Here is a 20,473-nt window from a genome sequence, read left to right as displayed (position 1 = left end):
CTTTTACTGCCGCAACTTGCTCGGCGACTGACCGAAATGCCGCTTGAAGGCGCGTGACAGCGAACTGATTGACGAAAAGCCGGTCTGTTCCGCTGTGTCCGCCATCGAAAGACGGGTGTCGAGGATCAGCCGCCGGGCAGCTTTCAGCCGGAGCGACAGATAGTAATTGCCCGGTGACTGCCCGATCACATTGGCGAACAGCAATTCAAGGCTGCGCGTCGAAAGGCCGAGCCTGCGCGCTATGCTCGACACGGGGATCGGGCGGTCGATATGGGTTTCCATGATTTTTATGGCATCGGCCAGTCGCGGCTCGCGATTGAGCAATCGGCCAAGGGAAACCAGCGGCTGCGCATCGGAAGCCTGTTTCACCTCATCGTAGATATAGAGGCTCGCCACATCCAGCGCGATGGAATAGCCGTGGCGGGCGCGAATGAGCGCGAGCATCATGTCGAGCGCCGGGGCAGCACCGCCGGTCGTCAGGAGAGCCCCGTCCCGCACCCAGCGATCCGATTGCATTTCGACTTCCGGAAAGCGCTGCGAAAATGCCTCCAGATCTTCCCAGTGCGTGGTGGCCTTGCGCCCGTTGAGCAATCCGGCTTTTGCCAGCACCCATGATCCGGCTTCCACACCCACGATGAGCTTTGATTGCTTGGCGGCCTGGCGCAGCATGGCGAGAAGCCTCGGTGTCGCATGTTCCAATGCATGAAAGGCGCTGACGATGATGAGAATGTCCTGCGCACCGGCCTCGAACTTCCCGTCCGCCGAAACCTTGAGGCCGCTGGATGTGACAGGATCGCTGCCGTCCGGTGAAACCACGCGCCAGCGATAGAGCGAGCGCCCGGTGACGCGGTTGGCGCCGCGCATAGGGTCGAGCGTCGCCGCCAGCGACATGAGTGAACAATCCGGCAGGACCAGCAGCGTAACGCTCAGTTCTTCGTCGGACGGTTCAAAGATCATGCTCTTCGCTCTTCGCCAAATAGATTTCGTAAAATGATAATCCCGGCATTTCGCGACCTGTCAAGCTCGGCGAAAATTGAGGGAAACGAACATGCCTTTAAAGCCCGCCCGCGAAATATTCATCACCGCTGCCGTCACCGGTGCCGGAGCAACGACCCACCGCTCGAACAAGGTGCCCATTACTCCCCGCCAGATCGCGGATGCCGCCATTGAAAGCGCCGAGGCAGGCGCCGCCGTCGCGCATATTCATGTTCGCGATCCCGAAACGGGCGAACCATCGCGCAAGCTGGAGCTTTTCCGCGAGGTTGTGGACCATATCCGGGCGTCCGGCGTCGATATCGTGCTGAACCTGACCGCAGGCGTTGGCGGCGATCTGGTTCTGGGGTCGGCAGAAGCCCCGCTGCCGCCGGATGCCGCCAAGACCGACATGGCGGGCGCGACGGAGCGGCTTGCCCATGTTGCTGAACTCCTGCCGGAAATCTGCACGCTCGATTGCGGCACGATGAATTTCGGCGAGGGCGATTATGTGATGACCAACACGCCTGCCATGCTCAAGGAAATGGCCGCGCAGATAAAGCGGCTTGGCGTGCGCCCCGAAATCGAGATCTTCGATACCGGTCATCTGCCGCTCGCCCAGTGGCTGCAGCAGCAGGGCCTGCTTGACGATCCAGTTCTGGTGCAGCTGTGCATGGGAATCCCGTGGGGCGCGCCCGACGATCTGGCGACGCTGGTTTCGATCCTCCACAACCTGCCGGATAACTGGATTTTCTCGGCATTTTCCATCGGTCGCAATCAGTTGCCTTATGCAGCGCTCGCGGTGCTTGCAGGCGGCAATATCCGCGTGGGGCTGGAAGACAATATCTGGCTCGACAAGGGCGTTCTGGCGTCCAATGGCGATCTGGTGGAACGGGCCAAAGCCATCGCCGTCAATATGGGAACGAAGGTTCTGACGCCCGCCGAAGTCCGCGAAAAACTCAAGCTTACCAAGCGCTGGTGATATTCATGAACAGCCATCCTCCCAAGATTGCCTGCATCGGCAGCGGTGTCATCGGCAGCGGCTGGGCCGCGCGCTTTCTGCTCAATGGTTTCGATGTCGCGGTCTACGATCCGTCGCCCGATGCCAAGGCGACGACCGAACATATTCTCGACAATGCGCGCAAAGCTCTGGCGGCGCTGACAACAGTGCGTCTTCCGCAGGAGGGGCGGCTGTCCTTTTCCGCTTCGCTGGCGGAGGCTGTTGCAGGCGCGGCGCTCATTCAGGAAAGCGTGCCCGAGCGCCTCGACCTGAAGCTTGCCGTGATGGCGGAGATCGAAGCGGTTTGCGCAGACGATGCGTTGATTGCCTCATCGACTTCCGGCTTTCTTCCAAGCAAGTTGCAGGCCGGGTTGCGGCATCCCGAACGGCTCCTGATCGCGCATCCCTATAATCCCGTTTATCTGCTGCCGCTGGTGGAACTTGTTCCCGGCGAAAAGACCGCCGCCGCCCCGATTGAAGCCGCTTCTGCGCTTTATCGCCGGACCGGCATGGAGCCGGTGGTGCTGGAAAAAGAGATCGACGCCTTTGTCGGCGACCGGCTTCTGGAAGCGTTGTGGCGCGAGGCCCTGTGGCTGGTGCGCGACGGTATCGCCACGGTTGAGCAGATCGATGACATCATCCGCTATTCCTTCGGGCTGCGCTGGGCGCAGATGGGGCTGTTCCAGACCTACCGCATTGCTGGGGGTCCCGCAGGCATGCGGCACTTCCTTGCGCAATTCGGGCCTGCGCTGCAATGGCCATGGACGAAACTGACGGATGTGCCCGACCTCGATGACAGCCTGATCAATCGCATCGCCGATCAGTCGGACGCGCAGAATGAAGGGCTTTCAATCCGCGATCTGGAGCGGATCCGCGACGAGAATCTGGTGGCGATCATCCGAGCTCTTTCGCAACAACAGCAGGGCAGGGGTTGGGGCGCGGGCGCGCTTCTCAACGGCTATAACGCGCGGCTTGAAACGGCGGCAGACCGCCCCGATGCGGGTTCCGGCGCTTTGCGGCTTCTCGACGTGCGGGTGATCCCCGAATGGATCGATTACAACGGACACATGACCGAGCATCGCTATCTCGACGTGTTCGGGCAGGCGACGGACAGATTTCTGGCGCATATCGGCGTAGACGAGGCCTATCTGAAATCAGGGCACAGCTACTACACGGTCGAAACCCATATCATGCATCGCGGCGAGGCGAAGGCAGGCGATGCGCTGCATGTCGAAACGCAATTGCTCTCCTTCGACGAAAAGCGCGCGCATGTCTTTCACAGCCTCCGGCGCGGCGATACGGAAATTGCCAGTGCCGAGCAGATGCTGCTGCATGTCGACAGCAAGGCGGGCAAGGCGGTGGCGGCAAAGCCGGGCATATGCGAGACTCTGGAGCAGGTCTTTGGTTCGCATCGGAATATGCCCGCACCGATAGCTGTCGGACGTCATGTCGGCAGGCGTGGCTGACACGTCTGCGTTTGTCAGAAATCCAGTTACCGGGCGACCGCGGCGCTTATTCCGCCGCAGGCCGCAGCGAACAGCGGACCGTAGCCCCCGAACGGCCTCCGTTGTTCGCTTTGCTTGACATTTAATCAATCGATTGATTAAATAAATTGTATGAGCACATCGGCAAATATCGCGAAGGCGCAAGGTCGTCCGTCTGCGGAGCAGACACGCGCCGCGCTTATTCATGCGGCATTGCAGCTTTTCGGGACGAAAGGTTTCGACGCCACATCGACACGCGAGATCGCGGGTCTCGCCAAGGCGAATATAGGCTCCATCGCCTATCATTTCGGCGGCAAGGAAGGGCTTCGTCTGGCGGCGGCGGACTATATTGTTGAAACGATACAGGGCGTAGCCGGTCAGGCGCTCGGCCATTATGCGGTGATCGGCGCGTCCGCCAACACGAAGGAAGAGGCGCGGCAGCTTCTTGCCATGGCGGCCGAGCGGATGACGCGGTTCATCGTGGCGCAGCCGCAATCCGGCGAAATCGTGCAGTTTCTTCAACGCGAGCTGGCGCATCCGACGGCTGCGCTCGACCGCATCTATTCGGGCGTGTTCGAGCCGACGCATAAAAGGCTTTGCGCCATCTGGGAAGTCGCTACGGGCGAGCCCGCCGAAAGCGAAAGCACGCGGCTCGTGATCTTCACCCTGATCGGCCAGATCGTTTATTTTCGCATCGGCCGTGAGGCAGTGAAACGGCGCATGGGCTGGTCCACGATGGGCGAGGACGAGGCTGCGGCGATAGCCGCCATTGTGCGGCAGAACCTTGCAGCGATCCTCGCAGCCAAAGATGGCAAGGTGTTGTCATGAGCCTTCTCTGTGTTCTTCCCTTCGCCTCCTATCTTTTCGCTGCCTGTAGTGCGCAGCCGCTTGCGGTCGGTTATGTCGAGGGGGAATTTGTGCAACTCGCCCCGCTGGAAGTGGCACAGGTTAAGTCTGTCGCCGTCAGGCGCGGCGATCGCGTTGAGCCGGGCAAACCGATTGCACAAACAGAAGACGCAGACGCAAAGATCGCCGTCGCGCAGGCCGAAGCCGCGCTGGAGCAGGCACGCGCGCAACTGGCCGATTTGCAGGTGGGCAAGCGCCCGGATGAAATCGCCGTTCTGGAAGCGGCGGTCAGAACCGCGAGGGCGCAAGCCGACGATGCCCGCCGAACGCTTTTGCGCACGCAGGACCTGACGAAGCGCGGAGTGATGACACAGGCGCAGCTCGACGATGCGGCGACAAAGGTGGAGGTGGCGGAAGCCGCCATCAATCAGGCGACGTCCAATCTGGCGGTCGGCCGGCTTCCGGCCCGTCCCGAAACGATCAAGGCGGCGGAAAATGCCGTCAAGAGCGCAGAAGCGCAGCTCGATTCCGCCCGCTGGCATCTGGCCAAGCGAACCATCGAAGCGCCCGCGCCGGGACGCATCACAGATGTCATCCGCAATCCCGGCGATATTGCCGGTCCGTCCGCGCCGGTTTTGACCATGCTGCCCGACGGCGCGGTCAAGCTGAAGGTTTACATACCGGAAGACAAGTTTTCAGCGATACAGGTTGGCGATATGCTGTCGGTGCGCTGCGATGGTTGCGTTCCGGGTTTGCAGGCCCGCGTCAGCTATGTTTCGCCCGACCCGGAATTCACGCCGCCGGTGATCTATTCGCTCGAAACGCGCCAGAAGCTTGTCTATCTGGTCGAGGCGCATCCCGTTGATCCCGCGTCGCCTCTCCAGCCCGGCCAGATCGTGGACGTCGATCTGGCCCCCCGGTAAGCGGAGGCGGCAATGTCGAACGCCATTGAAGTCAAGGGATTGGTCAAGCATTTCGGAAGCGCCACCGTTGTCGATCACGTGAGCATGTCGGTAGCCGAGGGTGAAATTGTCGGCTTTCTGGGGCCGAATGGCTCCGGCAAGACCACCACCATCCGCATGATGTGCGGTTTGCTGACGCCCGATGAGGGCGAGGGCGAAGTGCTGGGTTACGATCTTCGCACGGAAGGGCTGAAGATCAAGCGCGAGGTCGGCTACATGACGCAGCGCTTTTCCTTCTATGAAGACCTGACCATCGCTGAGAACCTCGAATTTGTCGCGCGGCTTTACCGGCTGAAGCCGGTGAAGGAGCATGTAGCGCGCACGCTTGACGAGCTGGGCCTGACCTCACGCGGCAACCAGCTTGCGGGAACGCTCTCAGGCGGCTGGAAGCAGCGGCTGGCGCTGGCCGCCTGCATCATGCACAAGCCGAAGCTTCTGCTGCTGGACGAGCCGACCGCAGGCGTCGATCCCAAGGCGCGGCGCGATTTCTGGGACGAGATTCATCGTCTCGCCGATGGCGGTCTGACCGTGCTTGTCTCCACCCATTACATGGACGAGGCCGAGCGCTGCCACCGCATCAGCTATATTTCCTATGGCAGGCTTCTGGCCACCGGCACGGTGCAGGAGGTGATCGACAAGGCCGGGCTTTTGACCTTCATCGTCAGCGGCAAAAGGCTTGGTGAGATTGCTCGCCTGCTGGAAGGCGAACCGGGTGTGGAGCAGGTGACGCCCTTCGGCGCGACGCTGCATGTGGTCGGTTCCGACCGCGCCAGGCTCGAAGAGGCGCTTGAAAAAGTCCGGCATCGCGACGGGATCAGCGTCGAACCGGGCGAAACGAGCCTTGAAGATGTCTTCATCCAGTTCATGGCGAATGCGCGTGACAATATGTCGAAGGAAGGTCCATCATGAGTGGCGGGTGGTTCTCGTTCGAACGTCTTGGCGCGATGCTGATGAAGGAATTCATCCAGATGCGGCGCGACCGCATAACCTTCGCCATGATGCTGGTGGTTCCCTTGATGCAGCTTTTGCTCTTCGGCTTTGCCATCAACAATGATCCGAAAAGCCTGCCCAGTGCCTTGGTTGTAACCAGTCAGGATCACTATACGCGGGCGATGGTGTCGGCGCTGGAGACAACCGGCTATTATCGCTTCGACCATGTCGTGCAAAGTGCTGCGGAAGCCGAGGCGCTGATCGCAAGCGGCACGGTCTCCTTCGTGGTGACGATCCCGTCCGATTTTGCAAGGCGGGTCGATGCGGGCGACGGGCCGCAAATCCTCATCGAAGCCGACGCCACCGACCCCTCGGTGGCAAGCGGGGCAATATCGACGCTTGGCACCATGGCCAGTCAGGCGCTCCTGCGCGAACAGGGCAAGCAGGCCGAGGCCGAGAATGCCGCACGCAGCCAGCTTCAGGTCGTCGTGCACCGCCGCTATAATCCGGAAGGCGTGTCGCAATACAATATCGTTCCGGGGCTTCTAGGCGTCATCCTGCAAATGACCATGGTGATGATGACGGCGATGGCTTTGACCCGCGAGACGGAACGCGGCACCATGGAAAACCTGCTCGCCATGCCAGCCACCCCTGCGGAGATCATGCTGGGCAAGGTATTGCCTTTCCTTGTGGTCGGCGCGGTACAGGTGGTGGTGGTCCTTGTGGCCGCGAAGCTTTTGTTCGGCGTGCCATTCGTCGGTTCGCTGGCGCTTCTCCTGACCTGCGTGCTGATCTTCGTCCTGTCGCTGGTGCTGCTCGGCTATACGATCTCGACGGTTTCGCGCACCCAGATGCAGGCCATGCAGCTTACCTTCTTCTTCTTCCTGCCGTCGCTGATGCTGTCGGGATTCATGTTTCCGTTTCGGGGCATGCCGGATTGGGCGCAGACGCTGGGCGAGATTTTTCCGCTGACGCATTTCCTGCGTATCGTGCGGGCGGTCATGCTCAAGGGCGCTCACCTTTCCGACATTGCCGGAGAGGTGAACGCCCTCTTATTCTTCGTATTCCTGTTCGCGTCGCTTGCGCTGCTTCGCTTCCGGCGGACGCTTGATTAAGCTTGCGCTACGGGTTCAGCAAGCCGAGACGGCTAGCGCCGCTTTCGGACGGCGCGACAGTGTGAACAGCAGGCCCGCCGCTGCGAGAAGGCCACCGGCCATCGGAATTGCCGCATAACCATAACCCATGCTGATGACACCGCTGCCCAGAGCCGCGCCAACGGCATTGCCGAGGTTGAACGCTCCGATATTGATCGACGATGCCAGCCCAGGGGCTTCGGCGGCGGCCTGCATGACGCGGGTCTGGACCGGCGGCACGATGGCGAATGCCGCGGCACCCCAGGCGACGAGACCGAGAGCGGCACCGACATGGCTGGTAAGCACCAGCGGCAGTGCAAGGCTGATAATCGCAAGTGCCGCCAGGAATATGCGCGTCGCGCCGTCTAGCGACCAGTCGGCCAGACGTCCGCCAAGCGCATTGCCGATGGTGAAACCGAGGCCAATGAGGACAAGCGCCAGCGTCACAAAACCTTCCGATGCGTGGGTCAGGTCGGTCAGAACGGGCGCCACAAAGGTGTATAGCGTGAACATGGCGCCTGCGCCCATCACGGTCGTTGCCAGCGACATCAGCACCGTCGGGCGCATCAACACGCCAAGCTCCTGCCGGATATTGGGCATCTTACCAGCTTCGCCACGCGGCAAGGCAAGCCATAGCGCGGTGATCGTGACGAGACCCAGAACGGCGGTTCCGGCAAAGGACATGCGCCAGCCGATCTGCTGGCCGACCCATGTTGCCGCCGGAACCCCGCCAATATTGGCAATGGTCAGGCCCATGAACATGGTAGCGACGGCACTTGCGCGCTTTTCAGGCGGCACGACGCTGGCTGCGACAACGGAACCGAGCCCGAAGAACGCACCGTGGTTGAGGCTGGTCACGAGGCGTGCTGCCAGCAGCGTCCAGTAATCCGGCGAGAGCGCGGACAGGATGTTGCCAAGCGTGAAGATTGCCATGAGCAGCATCAGCGCCGTGCGCTTGCCAAAGCGTCCGAAGGCCAGCGTCATGATCGGCGCGCCGACCATCACGCCAACTGCATAGGCGCTGACGAGAAGGCCCGCCGTCGGGATGGAGACGTCTACGCCGTCCGCGATGACGGGCAGCAGGCCCATCGGCGAAAACTCGGTGGTGCCGATGCCGAAGGCACCGATTGCAAGCGCGAGCAGCGGCCAGTTGAAACCGGCCGCCTTCGTCGCGCTGTCGTGAGGTTTTGTAGCGCTCATGATGAGATTTCCTATTTGTCCCAGACGGGAGCCAGACCTTCGGGGCTGACGATGCGGCCGTCAGGGCGGGCAAGCTTTGCGATAGCGGCCATGTCTTCCGCGTTCAGTTCAAAGTCGAAGACATTGAAATTTTCCGCTACGCGTTCCGGCTTGGCCGTCTTGGAAAGGGCGATGAAGCCGCGTTCGATCAGCCAGCGCAGCCCGACCTGCGCGGCGGTCTTGCCGTATTTCGCGCCGATGGCCTGAAGTGTGGCATCACCTGGCACCGCGCCGTCGGCCATGCCGTAATAGGCCGTGATGGCGACGCCGGCGTCCCTTGCGGCCTTAGCAATTGCATCCTGAGCGAGATAGGGATGGACCTCGATCTGGTTGGTCACGATGGGTGCGGCGCTCCGCTCAATGGATTCACGCATCTGCGCGATGTTCTGGTTGCTGACGCCGATAAAGCGGGTCTTGCCTGCTTCGCGTACGGTGTTCAGCATGTCGATCTGGTTGGCGATAGCGACCTTGTCGGCGGGCCAGTGCAGAAGCAGAAGGTCCACCTGATCGACCTTCAGCTTGTCGAGGCTTTCATCGACGGAAGCCGCAAATTTTTCCGGGCTGTAATTATCGACCCAGACCTTGGTGGTCAGGAACAGGTCGTCGCGCTTTGCTCCGGCTTTTTGTAAGGCGCGGCCGAGGGCAGCTTCGTTGCCATAAATCTGCGCCGTGTCGAAATGGCGAAAGCCTGCTTCAAGAGCGGCCGGGACAACGCTTTCCACTTCGGCGTCCGTCATGCGGAACACGCCGAAACCAAGCGCGGGTATGGTCGCGCCATGTGCGTTTACGATTTTCATGTTATCTCCTGTCGATTGGCCTTCGGCATATCGCGTCGATTGCGCGAGCTTGGGAGGCTCATGCTTCGGGCCTTAAATTTGCGATCCTGTACCATCTCGTTTCGGCCAGGTCTGATCTCGGATGCAGAAATAGGATAATCCCGAGGGCTTGAAAATCCGCTCGGAAACCACATTATCTGTGAAACGATTTCACAGATGGAGCGGGATGATGGACAATCGCGTCGGCGAAATGCAGGTTTTCCTGCGCGTCGTGGAAACGGGCAGCTTTTCCGAAGCCGCCCGCCTTTTGCGCATGAACCCTTCGACCATCAGCAAGCTCATATCCCGCATAGAGGCGCGGCTGGGGGTGCGGCTTCTGGAACGCTCTTCACGCAGGCTGTCGCTGACGACAGAGGGGCAGATCTATTATGAGCGCAGTCAGGGGCTGCTGCACGATTTCGAGGAAGTGGAGCGCGAGCTTTCACAAGGGTCGGCAAGCACGGGCGGCACGGTGCGGGTCAACGCGTCCGTGGCTTTGGGCACGCTGGCTCTGGAACCGCTGTTGCCGGAGTTTCTGGCAGCTTACCCGAATATCGTGATTGATCTCTCGCTGTCGGATGAACTGGTTGATCTTTATCTCGATCGTACCGATGTGGCGTTCCGTATCGGCACCTTGCCCAATTCCAGCATGACGGCGCGCAAGCTCGGCACGGCCCGGCGCAAGATCGTGGCTGCGCCCTCCTATCTGGCGCGTCACGGCACGCCTATGACCGTGGACGATCTCGCCGATCACAACTGCATCGGGTTCAATTTCCGCCGCGCTGCCCCCGTCTGGCCGCTCAAGGAAAGCGGCCGCATCGTGGATCGCGCCGTCTCCGGCTCGCTTCTGGCCAATAATGGCGAGACTGTGCGCCGCATGGCGGTCGCGGGGCTGGGGCTCGCCCGCATCGGTGATTTTCACGCGCGCAACGATCTTGCTTCCGGCGCATTGGTGGAGGTCCTCGCCGATGCGGTCGAGAACGATCTGGAGGAAGTTCACGCCGTCTTTCTGGGAGGTGCGCGGCTGCCGCAACGTGTCCGCGTTTTCCTGGACTATGTGGTGCCGCCGCTTCAGGCTTATATCGCGGCGCAATAGACTCATCTGGTTGGAATCCATGGGCTGGGTGCCGGAAATCCCGCCTTCCGGACCGGAAACAGACTGTTCAGCAAAAAATTTGGTATTTCGATAGGCGAACGATTTCAAGTCGTTGCCTCTGGCGCGTCGTCTGTTCACGGCTTGGTGCTCCGCTTTTGTGTTGACTATTAACATTGCGTTAACCACAGTTTGTTGCAATATGTAACACAGCGTTACATTTCTTGATGGCAAACGAGGTATGGATTGAGCAGAAACCGGCAGACCAGACAGCAATCCTTGCAGGCAAGGGAGAGGTCTGCCGTGGCTGACATGACGTCGTTCTGGGGGCTGATGCGCGCCTACTGGATCTCCGACCGCTGGAAGGAAGCCTGGGCTCTCACACTCGCTATTTTTCTGATGACGGCGTTCGTCAGCAAGACCACCGTCTGGGTGGCGGAGGCTTCGGGCCTGCTGATGAACTCTATCGTCAACGTGAATACCGCACCGGTCCAGCACCCGCTTGTGACGATTGCCGCCAACGCGGGCGTCCTCGTTCTCCTGATGCTGGCGAAGGATGTGCTTCTGGTCGGTTCACGCCATTTCCTGTCCACCACGCTGCACCGCAAATGGCGCAAATGGCTGAACGACCAGTTCTCGACGGCACTTCTGAACGGCGGGCACACGCACTTCCATCTGCAGCAGGGGCGGGCCAAGGACCAGCCTGACAATATCGACCAGCGCCTGCAGGAATCGATCAAGGGCATGACCGGCGGCGCCATTGGCCTTGTGATGGGCATCGTTGGCGTGTTCCTGTCGGCGTTCTTCATCGGGCAGAAGCTGATCGAGATGTCCACCCATGTGGAGGGGCTGGATTTCCTCGGCAGCTATGGCAGCGCGGTTCTCGCCTTTGCGGCAATCGCCGTCTATGTCCCGCTCGGCACGCTGGTCGCCATCAAGATCGGCAAGCGTCTGGAGCGCCTCAATCTCGGCATCCAGAAGGCCGAAGGCTCCTATCGTGGCGAATGGACGACGCTTCTGCGCCGCAGCTTCCAGATTTCCGCGTCTGGCGGCGAGGCCGTGCAGCGTTCGGTCAATGACCGCCTCTACAGGGAGGTGGACGGCACATGGAACCGGCTCAACCGTTTCGATGCCGCCTATCTCGCCTTCTCGCAGGCCTATGGATTTCTCTCGAACCGTATCGTTGCCTATATTCCGGGTCTTCTGCCCTATATGAGCGGTTCGGTCAGCTTCCGTAACTATGTGACGGGTGCGGAACTGGTTGCCGCGATGATCAACGATTGCTCATGGTTCATTCAGGTCATGCCCGCGATTGCCAATCTGCGCGCCAATGCTGGCCGCGTGACCGGCCTCGCGCAGGCCATCGAGAATGTTCAGGAGCCAGCCGAGTTCTACAGGCGGTCGGGCATCAACCGTTTTGCTTTCGCCGAACAGCATCCGCGCTTCGGCCTGACGGTGCGCAACCTTACCCTTATGCAAGGGCCTGACAGCGAAGCGCCGTTCCTGCGCTCGGGCGTGATCAATATCCGCGCCGGTGACTGGGTCTATATGCGCGGTGAATCCGGCTCGGGCAAAACCTCTTTCGTGAAGGCGCTGAACGGCCTGTGGCCCTATGGCACCGGCGATATCATCTATCCGCAGAACGCAACCTCGTTTTATGCGACCCAGGAGGCCAAGTTCCCTTCGGTGTCCCTGAAACAGCTTGTCAGCCTGCCTGCCGACGAGGGCTTGTTCAGCGATCTGGCCGTCGCCGCCGTGCTGCATGAGGCGGGACTGGGTGAATTCATTGAACGCATGAACGACCCCGACGCCGGCGGTGCGCCGTGGGACATGATCCTGTCGGGCGGGCAGAAGCAGAAGGTCGTTCTGGCACGTATTCTCCTGCACAAGCCGACCATCATCTTCCTCGATGAAGCGACCGGCGCGCTCGACCCGGCTGCGAAAATGCGGTTCCACGAAGCGCTGAAGGCGCGCTGCCCGCAGTCCATCGTCATCAGCATCATGCATGAGGAAAAGCTGCCGTTGCTTGAAAACGGCCAGGATATCTATTCGCATGTGCTGGATATCCGCAACGGCTATGTCTCGCTGCTTCCCGTTCATTTCGATACGATGCCGGAAATCGCAGCCGAAACCGCCCTCATTGCCGCCGAATAGGGCCTCTCTGACCGGACAAAACACAGTGAGGTTGCATTAGTCCAAATTTGGACTATATTCTGATCTGGATGATCGGAGGCAATCATGGCCAGAAGCAATGCGGCGTTGAACACCAGGATAGGCAAGGGTCCGGATATCCTCGATGCCGCCCGTTTTGCTCCTCACTCGCGCAAGCGGTTGAGCGGGCCGGGGCTTCGCACTTTCCTGACTATTGCCGATCTGTGGGGCCTGGACGAACAGCAGCGGCTTATGGTGCTGGGGCTGCCTTCAAGATCGACCTATTACAATTGGGTGAAGGCGGTACGCGAGCGTCGCGACATTACGCTGGATGTGGATGTGCTGATGCGATTATCCGCCGTGCTCGGCATCCATCAGGCGCTGGGTGTGCTTTATCCTGATGAAAAGGCTGGTATTCGCTGGCTGAACACACCCAACCAGGCTGGTGTCTTCGGCGGGTATCCACCATTGCGGCTGGTGACGAGCGGCTTGCAGGACGGGTTGCTGACCGTCCGCCGCTTTCTGGATGCGGCACGCGGGGGGCTTTATATGGAGCCGAACGAGTTGGACCGCGAGTTCCGGTCTTATCGCGACGAGGACGTGGTGTTCTCTTGAAACGCAAGCCTGCTCCACAGCCGAGCTATCGACTGATCCCGTCGCGCTTTCCGCCGATTGGCCTTTTCGACACGGTTGCCACCGCGGCCGATCTGGAAGCGGTGATGGAACTGGCAGGCTGGACGAATGACCGTCTTTTAGCCGAGCGATTGCAGCGCCTTCCCCGCGAGGAATGGGTGTTCGGCAGGCCCAATTCCAGCATCGTCATGGCCACCTTTCTCCATGTTGCGCCGGGCGGCATGCGCTTTAACGGACCGGAGCTTGGTGCATGGTATGCGGCAGCGCGGCTTACCACCTCCGTCATCGAGGTTGCGCATCACATGCGTCGTGAAGCGGTTACGACAGAGCAGGACGGTCTGGCCCGCACCTTCCGGGTCTATACCGCAAAACTGGAAGAGGATTTCGTCGATATATGCGGCGAGCAGGCAGCACTGCCTGCCGTCTACGACCCGGCAGATTACTCCGCGTCACAGAAGTTCGGCGAGGAAATGCGCAAGGCTGGCGAGTTCGGGATCTTGTTCGACAGCCTGCGTCACGAAGGCGGCATCAATGCCGTTGCATTTCGTCCGAGCAGGATCGCGGATGTGACGCAGAGCGATCATTACGAAATCACGGTTGAAAGAGCATCCAGCCGTATTCAGGCGAAAAAGCTCAGTGCCTGATGAGGCAGGCATCGCCGCCCGCCTGATTTCGTCCAATCATGACCAGCCATATTCCTCATCGAGATCCTGAAATTTTTTCAGGTCAACGATGTCGCAATATTGCTGATAGGTGATCATGTCGCCCGCGCGGGCCCTCGGCGTGCCGTCGCGCTTCAGGACTGACAGCGTGTCGCTCACCGCCTTCACTGCGGAGAACAGCGTGGACAGAGCATAGAACACGACGTTGAAGCCCATTTGTTCGAGATCGGCGGCGGTCAGGGCCACAGTTTCATTGCCATCGACAATGCTCACCACCTTCGGTCCTTCGACGTGCCGGGCCACGGCTTCAACTTCCGCAATGGTCTTGATGCCATCGACGAAAACAAGATCGACACCCGTATCCTGATACATTTTTGCGCGGCGAATGGCTTCTTCGGCACCGGCTGCGGGCATGGCATCGGTACGGGCGATAATGAGTAGGTCCTTGTCAGAACGCGCTGCAATCGCGCATTTGAGACGGCGCACATTTTCTTCCGCCGGGATCAGCCGGATACCGGCAAGCTGGCCACAGCGCTTCGGCGCCATCTGGTCCTCCAGATGAATGGCCGCAACGCCGGACTGGATATATTCCTCCACCGTGCGAACGATATTGGCCGGGCCTCCATAGCCCGTATCCGCATCGGCGATGACGGGAATATCCACCACGCGGGTCATATCCCGTGCGTGGGTCGTCATCTCGGTCTGTGTGAGAAGGCCAAGATCGGGCGTGCCGAGGCGGCTCGCCGTCGCGCCGAAGCCGGTCATATAGATAGCGGGAAACCCTGCCTGCTGCACAAGGCGGGCGGTCAGCGGATCAGGCGCTCCCGGCGCCTGAACAATGCGGCCGGTTTCGATGAGGTTTTTCAGGGCCTTGGCCTGCGTCATCGTCGTCTCCTAGAGCATTTTCAGCAAAAGTGTGAAACGGTTTTGTGTAGGAAAATGCGAAAAAACAAATAGTTAGAGCGGTTCTGGCGATTCTGTTAAAACAGGAACCGCTCTATCTCCCGCCTGAAACATCGAGCACGACCCCGGTGATATAGGCTGCTCCCGGCGACAGCAGCCAAATGGCCGCGTCGGCAACTTCATCGGCAGTTCCAAGCCGTTTCAGCGGAATGAGGTCCGCCATCTTCGCGATGCTGGACGGATCTGCGAACACGTCTTTCTGAATTTCCGTGTCGATCACGCCGGGGGCGAGAGCGTTGACGCGGATTTCCGGCGCGAGTTCCTTGGCAAGCGCATAGGTATAGGATGCGATTGCACCCTTGGTCGTCGCATAGGCGATGTTGCCGACCATGCCGCCGGTGCGCCCGGCGATCGAGGACAGGCCGACCACGGATTTGTTCGGCTTCGTGCCCGGATTGTTGAGGAACGCGCTGGAAACGTAGAACACGCTTTTCAGGTTGACGGCCAGAACCCGATCGAGTTCGTCCGCATCGAAATCCTTCACGGTCATGCGCTGGCCGATGATGCCCGCATTATTGACCAGATGGTCGATGCCGCCCCATCTGGTGGCGATGTCATGCGCTGCGCGGTCAACCGCGGCCTTGTCTGAAACGTCCACACGGGCGGTCAGGACCTGCTCGCCGTGCCTTTCTGCCATTTCCTCTAGGCGCGCATCATTCACGTCCCAAAGCACGACCCTGGCCCTGAGCGCGATGAGCTTTTCGGCAATGGCCTTGCCGATACCGGATGCGCCGCCGGTGACGAGCACCACCCGGTCTGCGAAGAAATCGGTCGGGAACGCTGTCGGGGCGTTGTTTGCGGTCATGTTATTCCTCCTCGAAAACGAACGCTGCCGCGCGTCCAGGGGTCGCCGAAGAGAAGCCTGGGACTCGTCCATACGGCGACGGTAGCTTTAAAAGCCATGTGAACAGAGCTCTGTCAATCTAAGGTACAAGATTTTGTATGCTACTTGTAAAGTGATTGTTGCCACGCTAATCATTGCAACGGATTGAGATGATCACGACCGGGTCCGCGCCAATGGCTCGCCGTTCGCGATTGTCCATCCGAAACGGGAGGCGCGCATCACCGCGTGACAGCTTCCGCAAAGATTATTGCATGCCGCTCATGCTGGGACGTGGGCGGAGATATGGGAGGATATCGTGGTCAATTCCACTGTGAGTGCAGTCGGCGCAACGCCTGACCTGCGCGACAGCACCATTCGCAAGCTCAATCTGCGGATCGTTCTGTTCTGCTTCATCTGCTTCATCGTCAACTATCTTGATCGGGTGAATATCGGCTATGCCGCGCTTCACATGAACAATGATATTGGCCTGACACCCTATATGTTCGGCGTCGGTGCCGGCATCTTCTTCATCGGCTACATGCTGTTTGAAGTGCCGAGCAACATGATGCTGCACAAGCTTGGCTCACGCGTGTGGATAGCGCGCATCATGGTGACGTGGGGGCTTGTGTCCTGCGCCATGGCTTTTGTGCAGGGGCCGGTTTCGTTCTATATCCTGCGCTTCCTGCTGGGCGTTGCGGAAGCCGGTTTCGCGCCGGGCGTGCTGCTTTATCTCACCTATTGGTTCCCGGCCAAGGAACGTGGACGCGCAACGGCCCTGTTCATGACTGCAACCGTGCTTTCCATCGTCGTCGGCGCGCCGTTCTCCGGCTGGCTGATGGATGCTGGCGAGGGGCTTTTCGGGCTGCATGGCTGGCAGGCCATGTTTATTCTGGAAGGGCTTCCCGCCGTGATCCTCGGCGTTGTAACGTTCTTCTATCTGGTCGATAGTCCGGAAAAGGACAAGCACTGGCTGACGGCGGATGAGCGCGCCTGGCTGATGGCTGAACTTGCCAGGGAAAATCAGGGCAAGCAGCCCGATACCCGTCATTCGCTGAAAGAAGTTTTCAGCGACTACCGCGTCTGGCTTCTGACGCTCGTCTATATGTTCAACGGCATTGCCGTTTATGGCGTCATCATGTGGCTGCCGCAGATCGTCAAAAGCCTTGGTGATTACAGCGCTGCCCAGACGGGGCTCATTTCGGCCATTCCATTCGTGTTCGCAGCCATTGGGCTTGTGGTGATTTCGCGCAGTTCGGATCGTACTGGTGAACGCAAGATCCACACGGCGATTGCCGGCCTGTTCGGCGGCGTGTTCCTTGCCGCCAGCGCGCTGTCTCCTTCGCCGGTCCTGAGCCTCGTGCTCCTCTCGGTCTGCGCCTTCTTCCTCTGGTCCTATCTGGGCGTGTTCTGGACGCTGCCGACCCAGTTCCTGTCGGGCGCGGCAACCGCTGGCGGGCTTGCCGCCATCAACGGTTTCGCACAGCTTGGCGGCTTTACCGGACCTTATCTCGTCGGCTGGGTCAAATCCACCACCGACAGCTTTTCGCTGTCGCTGCTTGCCCTGTCGATATTCCCGATTATCGGCTTCTTCCTCTGCATGAGCCTGAAAGCCAAACGGGACTAATCCGAGCGACGGGCCTGATCTTCGATCAGGCTCGTTATCCTTACGAGTGTAATTTGAATGCGGTTTCAACCGCTCTGTACGTTGCAATAAGGCGTCTGTAAGATTCGGGCATGAAAGAGATTCGAGGCAAGAACAAGAAGTCGCTGGCAAGCAGCATCGCCGAACGTATTCGCGGTGCGATTGTCGATGCGGAGTTTCTATTCGGGGAAAACCTCTCCGAAGACATGCTTGCTGCGGCTTTCGATGTCAGCCGCACGCCGGTGCGCGAGGCGCTCAACATTTTGCAGATGCAGGAACTCGTCCACATCGTTCCGAAGTCCGGCACCTATGTTTTCACGCCGACGCAGGAAGACATAGCCGAGCTGTGCGATTTTCGCGTCGGTCTTGAGGATCAGGCCATGCGTCTGGCCCTGATCTGCAATCGCAAGAAACTCGTTTCGCAATTGAAAAAGCAGTACGATCTCATGCGTACGGCAATAGACGAAGACGATCTGCGCGCTTACGGGCGCTGCGATACGGAATTCCATCTGGCTTTCTTCCGTGTCTGCGGCAACCGTTATCTTGCGCGCGCTTATGACAGCATTCTCGGGCGTGTCGCAGCCTTGCGAACTCATCTGGCCATCGGCGCCGAGGGGGAGCCTGCACGCTCATTCGCCGATCACGCCGCCATCATCGAACTGGCTAATGCCGATAAACCTGAAGAACTGAGGGAAATCCTGGACGCGCACATCATGCGCACCAAGAGCAATTACCTGAACGCCTTCAGCCGGTTGCCCCGCCAGCCGGGCGACAGCCGCACGATGCGGCTGCGCCGTCAATTGTCGCTGACCAACGAATAAGGCTTCAGGTCAGACTGCCCATTCCACATCCGTGGTGAAAGCGATGGTCAGCCACCGGTCGGGCCCTTCGCCGCCGAGCGCATTGCCGACTTCATCGCGCAATGCATCCCACTCCTCAAGCTTTCGCGGTGGAAGGTTGGGCGGAACGATGAAATAGAGTTCGATCTGCTTGCCGCGACCGACCTTGGCGACATAAGCGCGGAAGGAGAGGAAGCCGTGCTGCCGGACGAACTCTTCCGCAACGGCATCGACATGCTTCTTGAGGTCCAAGGGCGTCACAAGGAATATGTCGGCCAATGCCTGCCTGATCGTGCCGATCGGCATGGGAATGATGACAAGACAAACGACCGCCAGAACTGCCGGATCGATATAGGGCGTCAGCCAGCCGAGTTCTGTTCCTTCGATGGCGTAGCCGATCGAAAAGGCGATCAGAAGCGCTGCCGTAATGCCGCCCGACATGATCCAGGCTTTGGCATCGAGCGCAACGAAATCCGATTTCAGGGTCCGGTTTGCGCGTGTTTCCAGTAACGCCATGCCGAGACAGGCGATTAGCGCAACGATGGCATAGAAGATCGCATAGCTGAATTCGAGATCGCGTCCGCCATCCATCAGGCTGCCGACAGCGTTTATGAGGGCATAGATCGCAACGCCGGTCAGCATCATGCCGTTGAGGCCGAGCACCATGGGTTCCAGATGCCAGAAACCCATCGTGAAGCGATCACGCAGCTTTCCGCGTGGCTGCTCGGGCAGGGCAGAGAGTGCGATGAGACGCGAGACGAGCAGCGCAAGCCCGCTCATGGCTGCGTCGGCAAGCATGTAAACACCGTCGAACACTATAGAAAATGAGCCGGATAACAGGCCGAAGACGACGCCGAAACCAGCAACCATAATAGTAACTGCTATTGATATTTGAAGAATAGATTGTTCACTGCGCAATTTTTACTCCGATTTAACCACATGCAACGCGGTTTGGCTTCGGAATGCGCTTCTTCAAGCGCCGAGCCAATTCCGCGTTGCACGGCAAATCTACACCGGCAGCGTGAAACTGGCAAATCATGTCAGCTATTCGATATTTCAGGCCCATTCGGGTACACGAGTGGCCGATTCCCGCAGGATGAGCTCGACCGGCCATAATTCATGGATATCGGATGCGGCGCGTCCGTCCAGTATGTCCATGAGAAGATCGGCGCAACGTTTGCCCGCAGCGCGCATCGACGAGCGCGTCGCCGTCAGTGAGGGGACCATATTGTCGGCGCTCAGAAACGAGATGACGTCGTCATGGGCGATGACCGAGATATCCTTGCCGATGGTCAGGCCGAAGGAGCGCGCGGCCCGGTATATGCCAAGTGCGGTCATCATGGAACCGGCAACGAACGCCGTCGGGCGCGGATCGCGCTCCAATAACTTGCGGGCGAGGCGATAGCCGATTTCATCCGTGAAATCGCCGTGCTCGACAAGTTCCGGATCGAAGGCAATGCCTCTGCTCTCAAGGGCTTTGCGGTAGCCTTCGTCGCGGTGCAGCGAGAAGGTGAAACCGTAGCGCCCATTGATCATCGCAATGCGCCGATGGCCGAGATCGAGCAGATGGGCAGTCGAACGATAAACCGCGCCTTCGTTGTCGATGTCGAGCCATGCGTGCGGAATGTCTATTTCCGAGCGTCCGTGAACGAGAAATGGCATGCCCAGTTCGTGCAGCATGCGGATGCGCTCGTCATTGGGCTTGGGAGACGTCACGATGACAGCATCGACACGGTGACTGGTGGCGAGCCGCCGGCACAACTGCACTTCGTCATCGGTTCCATTGTTGGCGATGGGGCTGACAAGAATATCGACTTCGTCCTGGCTGAGCCGTTCCGCCATGCCCCGCATGAATTCGGCGAAGTGAAATTCGCTATTGCGCCCCATCACGACACCGATTGCACCTGCGCGACCTGTAACAAGCCTGACCGCGTTGACATTGGGTCGGTAACCGAGACGCACCGCCTCGTCCATGACCCGCTTGCGCGTGCTTTCCGCCACTTCGGGATAGCCGCTCAACGCCCGGCTGACGGTCGTGGCCGAAAGGCCCAGATGTTTGGCGAATTCACGGAGTTTCATTTGGCTTTCGAATTATACAGGCAGGCAAGGCGGCGGATTATAGCCGCTTCCCTGCGATTAACAATTGGTCGGCTGAGTTCTTTGCGTGCTGCAACGTATAGGGTGCATGAAATCCAAACCGATTTCAAGTTTGTTCGGATTCTTGCTCCAGCGGGCCGCAAGGAAAGCCCGCCCGAAATGCTGATCAACAGCGGAATGAAATCCTAA

General features: G+C 59.6%; 19 protein-coding genes. 12 read left to right on the top strand and 7 right to left on the bottom strand.

Annotated features, from left to right (window positions below; all coding sequences use genetic code 11):
• Nucleotides 1-3: 3 nt before the first annotated feature.
• Complete coding sequence (locus J9800_RS15865; protein WP_114215981.1) at nt 4-957, bottom strand: GlxA family transcriptional regulator; 954 nt, start codon at nt 955-957, stop codon at nt 4-6.
• A gap of 91 nt (nt 958-1,048) precedes the next feature.
• Between J9800_RS15865 and J9800_RS15860 the strand changes: the two genes are divergently transcribed.
• From J9800_RS15860 to J9800_RS15835, 6 genes are all read left to right on the top strand, one after another.
• A complete protein-coding gene (locus J9800_RS15860; RefSeq protein ID WP_114215980.1) occupies nt 1,049-1,954 on the top strand; it encodes a beta-keto acid cleavage family enzyme in 906 nt (301 codons plus the stop codon).
• A gap of 5 nt (nt 1,955-1,959) precedes the next feature.
• Nucleotides 1,960-3,438, top strand: a complete 1,479-nt coding sequence (locus J9800_RS15855) for a carnitine 3-dehydrogenase (RefSeq protein WP_114215979.1) — start codon at nt 1,960-1,962, stop codon at nt 3,436-3,438.
• Nucleotides 3,439-3,588: 150 nt separating this feature from the next.
• On the top strand, nt 3,589-4,284 hold the full coding sequence (locus tag J9800_RS15850) for a CerR family C-terminal domain-containing protein (RefSeq protein ID WP_114215978.1): 696 nt from the start codon (nt 3,589-3,591) through the stop codon (nt 4,282-4,284).
• Nucleotides 4,281-5,225, top strand: coding sequence for an HlyD family secretion protein (locus J9800_RS15845; RefSeq protein ID WP_114215977.1), 945 nt, complete (start codon nt 4,281-4,283; stop codon nt 5,223-5,225). Before J9800_RS15850 ends, J9800_RS15845 begins: the two co-directional genes overlap by 4 nt.
• A gap of 12 nt (nt 5,226-5,237) precedes the next feature.
• Nucleotides 5,238-6,173 carry an ABC transporter ATP-binding protein gene (locus J9800_RS15840; RefSeq protein ID WP_210845876.1) on the top strand — a complete coding sequence of 312 codons (936 nt, stop codon included), beginning with the start codon at nt 5,238-5,240 and terminating at the stop codon, nt 6,171-6,173.
• Nucleotides 6,170-7,309, top strand: a complete 1,140-nt coding sequence (locus J9800_RS15835; RefSeq protein WP_114215975.1) for an ABC transporter permease — start codon at nt 6,170-6,172, stop codon at nt 7,307-7,309. Before J9800_RS15840 ends, J9800_RS15835 begins: the two co-directional genes overlap by 4 nt.
• 15 nt (nt 7,310-7,324) lie before the next feature.
• Here J9800_RS15835 and J9800_RS15830 read toward each other — a convergent pair whose 3' ends face one another.
• Both J9800_RS15830 and J9800_RS15825 read right to left on the bottom strand, forming a co-directional pair.
• Entirely contained in the window at nt 7,325-8,527 is a 1,203-nt protein-coding gene (locus tag J9800_RS15830) for an MFS transporter (protein ID WP_114215974.1), read from the bottom strand.
• Nucleotides 8,528-8,538: 11 nt separating this feature from the next.
• Nucleotides 8,539-9,363: an aldo/keto reductase gene (locus tag J9800_RS15825; protein WP_114215973.1), complete on the bottom strand. Its 825-nt coding sequence runs from the start codon at nt 9,361-9,363 to the stop codon at nt 8,539-8,541.
• 208 nt (nt 9,364-9,571) lie between these two features.
• Here J9800_RS15825 and J9800_RS15820 point away from each other — a divergent pair, with 208 nt between their 5' ends.
• The 4 genes from J9800_RS15820 to J9800_RS15805 all read left to right on the top strand — a co-directional run bounded on the left by J9800_RS15820 (nt 9,572) and on the right by J9800_RS15805 (nt 13,902).
• A complete protein-coding gene (locus J9800_RS15820; protein ID WP_114215972.1) occupies nt 9,572-10,477 on the top strand; it encodes a LysR substrate-binding domain-containing protein in 906 nt (301 codons plus the stop codon).
• 300 nt (nt 10,478-10,777) lie between these two features.
• Nucleotides 10,778-12,628 carry an ABC transporter ATP-binding protein/permease gene (locus J9800_RS15815; RefSeq protein WP_205315942.1) on the top strand — a complete coding sequence of 617 codons (1,851 nt, stop codon included), beginning with the start codon at nt 10,778-10,780 and terminating at the stop codon, nt 12,626-12,628.
• An 84-nt stretch (nt 12,629-12,712) separates the two neighbouring features.
• Nucleotides 12,713-13,240 carry an MbcA/ParS/Xre antitoxin family protein gene (locus J9800_RS15810; RefSeq protein ID WP_114215970.1) on the top strand — a complete coding sequence of 176 codons (528 nt, stop codon included), beginning with the start codon at nt 12,713-12,715 and terminating at the stop codon, nt 13,238-13,240.
• Entirely contained in the window at nt 13,237-13,902 is a 666-nt protein-coding gene (locus tag J9800_RS15805; protein WP_114215969.1) for an RES family NAD+ phosphorylase, read from the top strand. Before J9800_RS15810 ends, J9800_RS15805 begins: the two co-directional genes overlap by 4 nt.
• Nucleotides 13,903-13,938: 36 nt before the next feature.
• Here the strand turns inward: J9800_RS15805 and J9800_RS15800 are convergent, their stop codons facing one another.
• Both J9800_RS15800 and J9800_RS15795 read right to left on the bottom strand, forming a co-directional pair.
• Nucleotides 13,939-14,805: an isocitrate lyase/PEP mutase family protein gene (locus J9800_RS15800; protein ID WP_114215968.1), complete on the bottom strand. Its 867-nt coding sequence runs from the start codon at nt 14,803-14,805 to the stop codon at nt 13,939-13,941.
• Nucleotides 14,806-14,917: 112 nt separating this feature from the next.
• Nucleotides 14,918-15,688: an SDR family NAD(P)-dependent oxidoreductase gene (locus tag J9800_RS15795; protein ID WP_114215967.1), complete on the bottom strand. Its 771-nt coding sequence runs from the start codon at nt 15,686-15,688 to the stop codon at nt 14,918-14,920.
• Nucleotides 15,689-16,022: 334 nt separating this feature from the next.
• On the opposite strand from J9800_RS15795, the gene J9800_RS15790 reads away from it, so the two are divergent.
• Both J9800_RS15790 and J9800_RS15785 read left to right on the top strand, forming a co-directional pair.
• Nucleotides 16,023-17,330: an MFS transporter gene (locus J9800_RS15790; RefSeq protein WP_114215966.1), complete on the top strand. Its 1,308-nt coding sequence runs from the start codon at nt 16,023-16,025 to the stop codon at nt 17,328-17,330.
• Between the two features lie 110 nt (nt 17,331-17,440).
• The gene (locus J9800_RS15785) at nt 17,441-18,169 is read left to right on the top strand and encodes a GntR family transcriptional regulator (protein WP_210845875.1); all 729 of its coding nucleotides are present in this window, start codon (nt 17,441-17,443) and stop codon (nt 18,167-18,169) included.
• Nucleotides 18,170-18,178: 9 nt separating this feature from the next.
• Here the strand turns inward: J9800_RS15785 and J9800_RS15780 are convergent, their stop codons facing one another.
• Entirely contained in the window at nt 18,179-19,105 is a 927-nt protein-coding gene (locus tag J9800_RS15780) for a cation diffusion facilitator family transporter (RefSeq protein WP_114215964.1), read from the bottom strand.
• A 138-nt stretch (nt 19,106-19,243) separates the two neighbouring features.
• Nucleotides 19,244-20,266, bottom strand: a complete 1,023-nt coding sequence (locus tag J9800_RS15775; protein ID WP_114215963.1) for a substrate-binding domain-containing protein — start codon at nt 20,264-20,266, stop codon at nt 19,244-19,246.
• Between the last annotated feature and the right edge of the window lie 207 nt (nt 20,267-20,473).

It is taken from the genome of Ochrobactrum sp. AP1BH01-1 (genome assembly GCF_018066705.1).
Taxonomy (GTDB): Bacteria; Pseudomonadota; Alphaproteobacteria; order Rhizobiales; family Rhizobiaceae; genus Brucella.
This window is presented reverse-complemented; position numbering and strand designations above follow the sequence as displayed.

Coding starts and splice junctions, on each gene's coding strand:
- J9800_RS15865 (WP_114215981.1), bottom strand. CDS start 957: ATGATCTTTGAACCGTCCGACGAAGAACTGAGCGTTACGCTGCTGGTC.
- J9800_RS15860 (WP_114215980.1), top strand. CDS start 1,049: ATGCCTTTAAAGCCCGCCCGCGAAATATTCATCACCGCTGCCGTCACC.
- J9800_RS15855 (WP_114215979.1), top strand. CDS start 1,960: ATGAACAGCCATCCTCCCAAGATTGCCTGCATCGGCAGCGGTGTCATC.
- J9800_RS15850 (WP_114215978.1), top strand. CDS start 3,589: ATGAGCACATCGGCAAATATCGCGAAGGCGCAAGGTCGTCCGTCTGCG.
- J9800_RS15845 (WP_114215977.1), top strand. CDS start 4,281: ATGAGCCTTCTCTGTGTTCTTCCCTTCGCCTCCTATCTTTTCGCTGCC.
- J9800_RS15840 (WP_210845876.1), top strand. CDS start 5,238: ATGTCGAACGCCATTGAAGTCAAGGGATTGGTCAAGCATTTCGGAAGC.
- J9800_RS15835 (WP_114215975.1), top strand. CDS start 6,170: ATGAGTGGCGGGTGGTTCTCGTTCGAACGTCTTGGCGCGATGCTGATG.
- J9800_RS15830 (WP_114215974.1), bottom strand. CDS start 8,527: ATGAGCGCTACAAAACCTCACGACAGCGCGACGAAGGCGGCCGGTTTC.
- J9800_RS15825 (WP_114215973.1), bottom strand. CDS start 9,363: ATGAAAATCGTAAACGCACATGGCGCGACCATACCCGCGCTTGGTTTC.
- J9800_RS15820 (WP_114215972.1), top strand. CDS start 9,572: ATGGACAATCGCGTCGGCGAAATGCAGGTTTTCCTGCGCGTCGTGGAA.
- J9800_RS15810 (WP_114215970.1), top strand. CDS start 12,713: ATGGCCAGAAGCAATGCGGCGTTGAACACCAGGATAGGCAAGGGTCCG.
- J9800_RS15800 (WP_114215968.1), bottom strand. CDS start 14,805: ATGACGCAGGCCAAGGCCCTGAAAAACCTCATCGAAACCGGCCGCATT.
- J9800_RS15795 (WP_114215967.1), bottom strand. CDS start 15,688: ATGACCGCAAACAACGCCCCGACAGCGTTCCCGACCGATTTCTTCGCA.
- J9800_RS15785 (WP_210845875.1), top strand. CDS start 17,441: ATGAAAGAGATTCGAGGCAAGAACAAGAAGTCGCTGGCAAGCAGCATC.
- J9800_RS15775 (WP_114215963.1), bottom strand. CDS start 20,266: ATGAAACTCCGTGAATTCGCCAAACATCTGGGCCTTTCGGCCACGACC.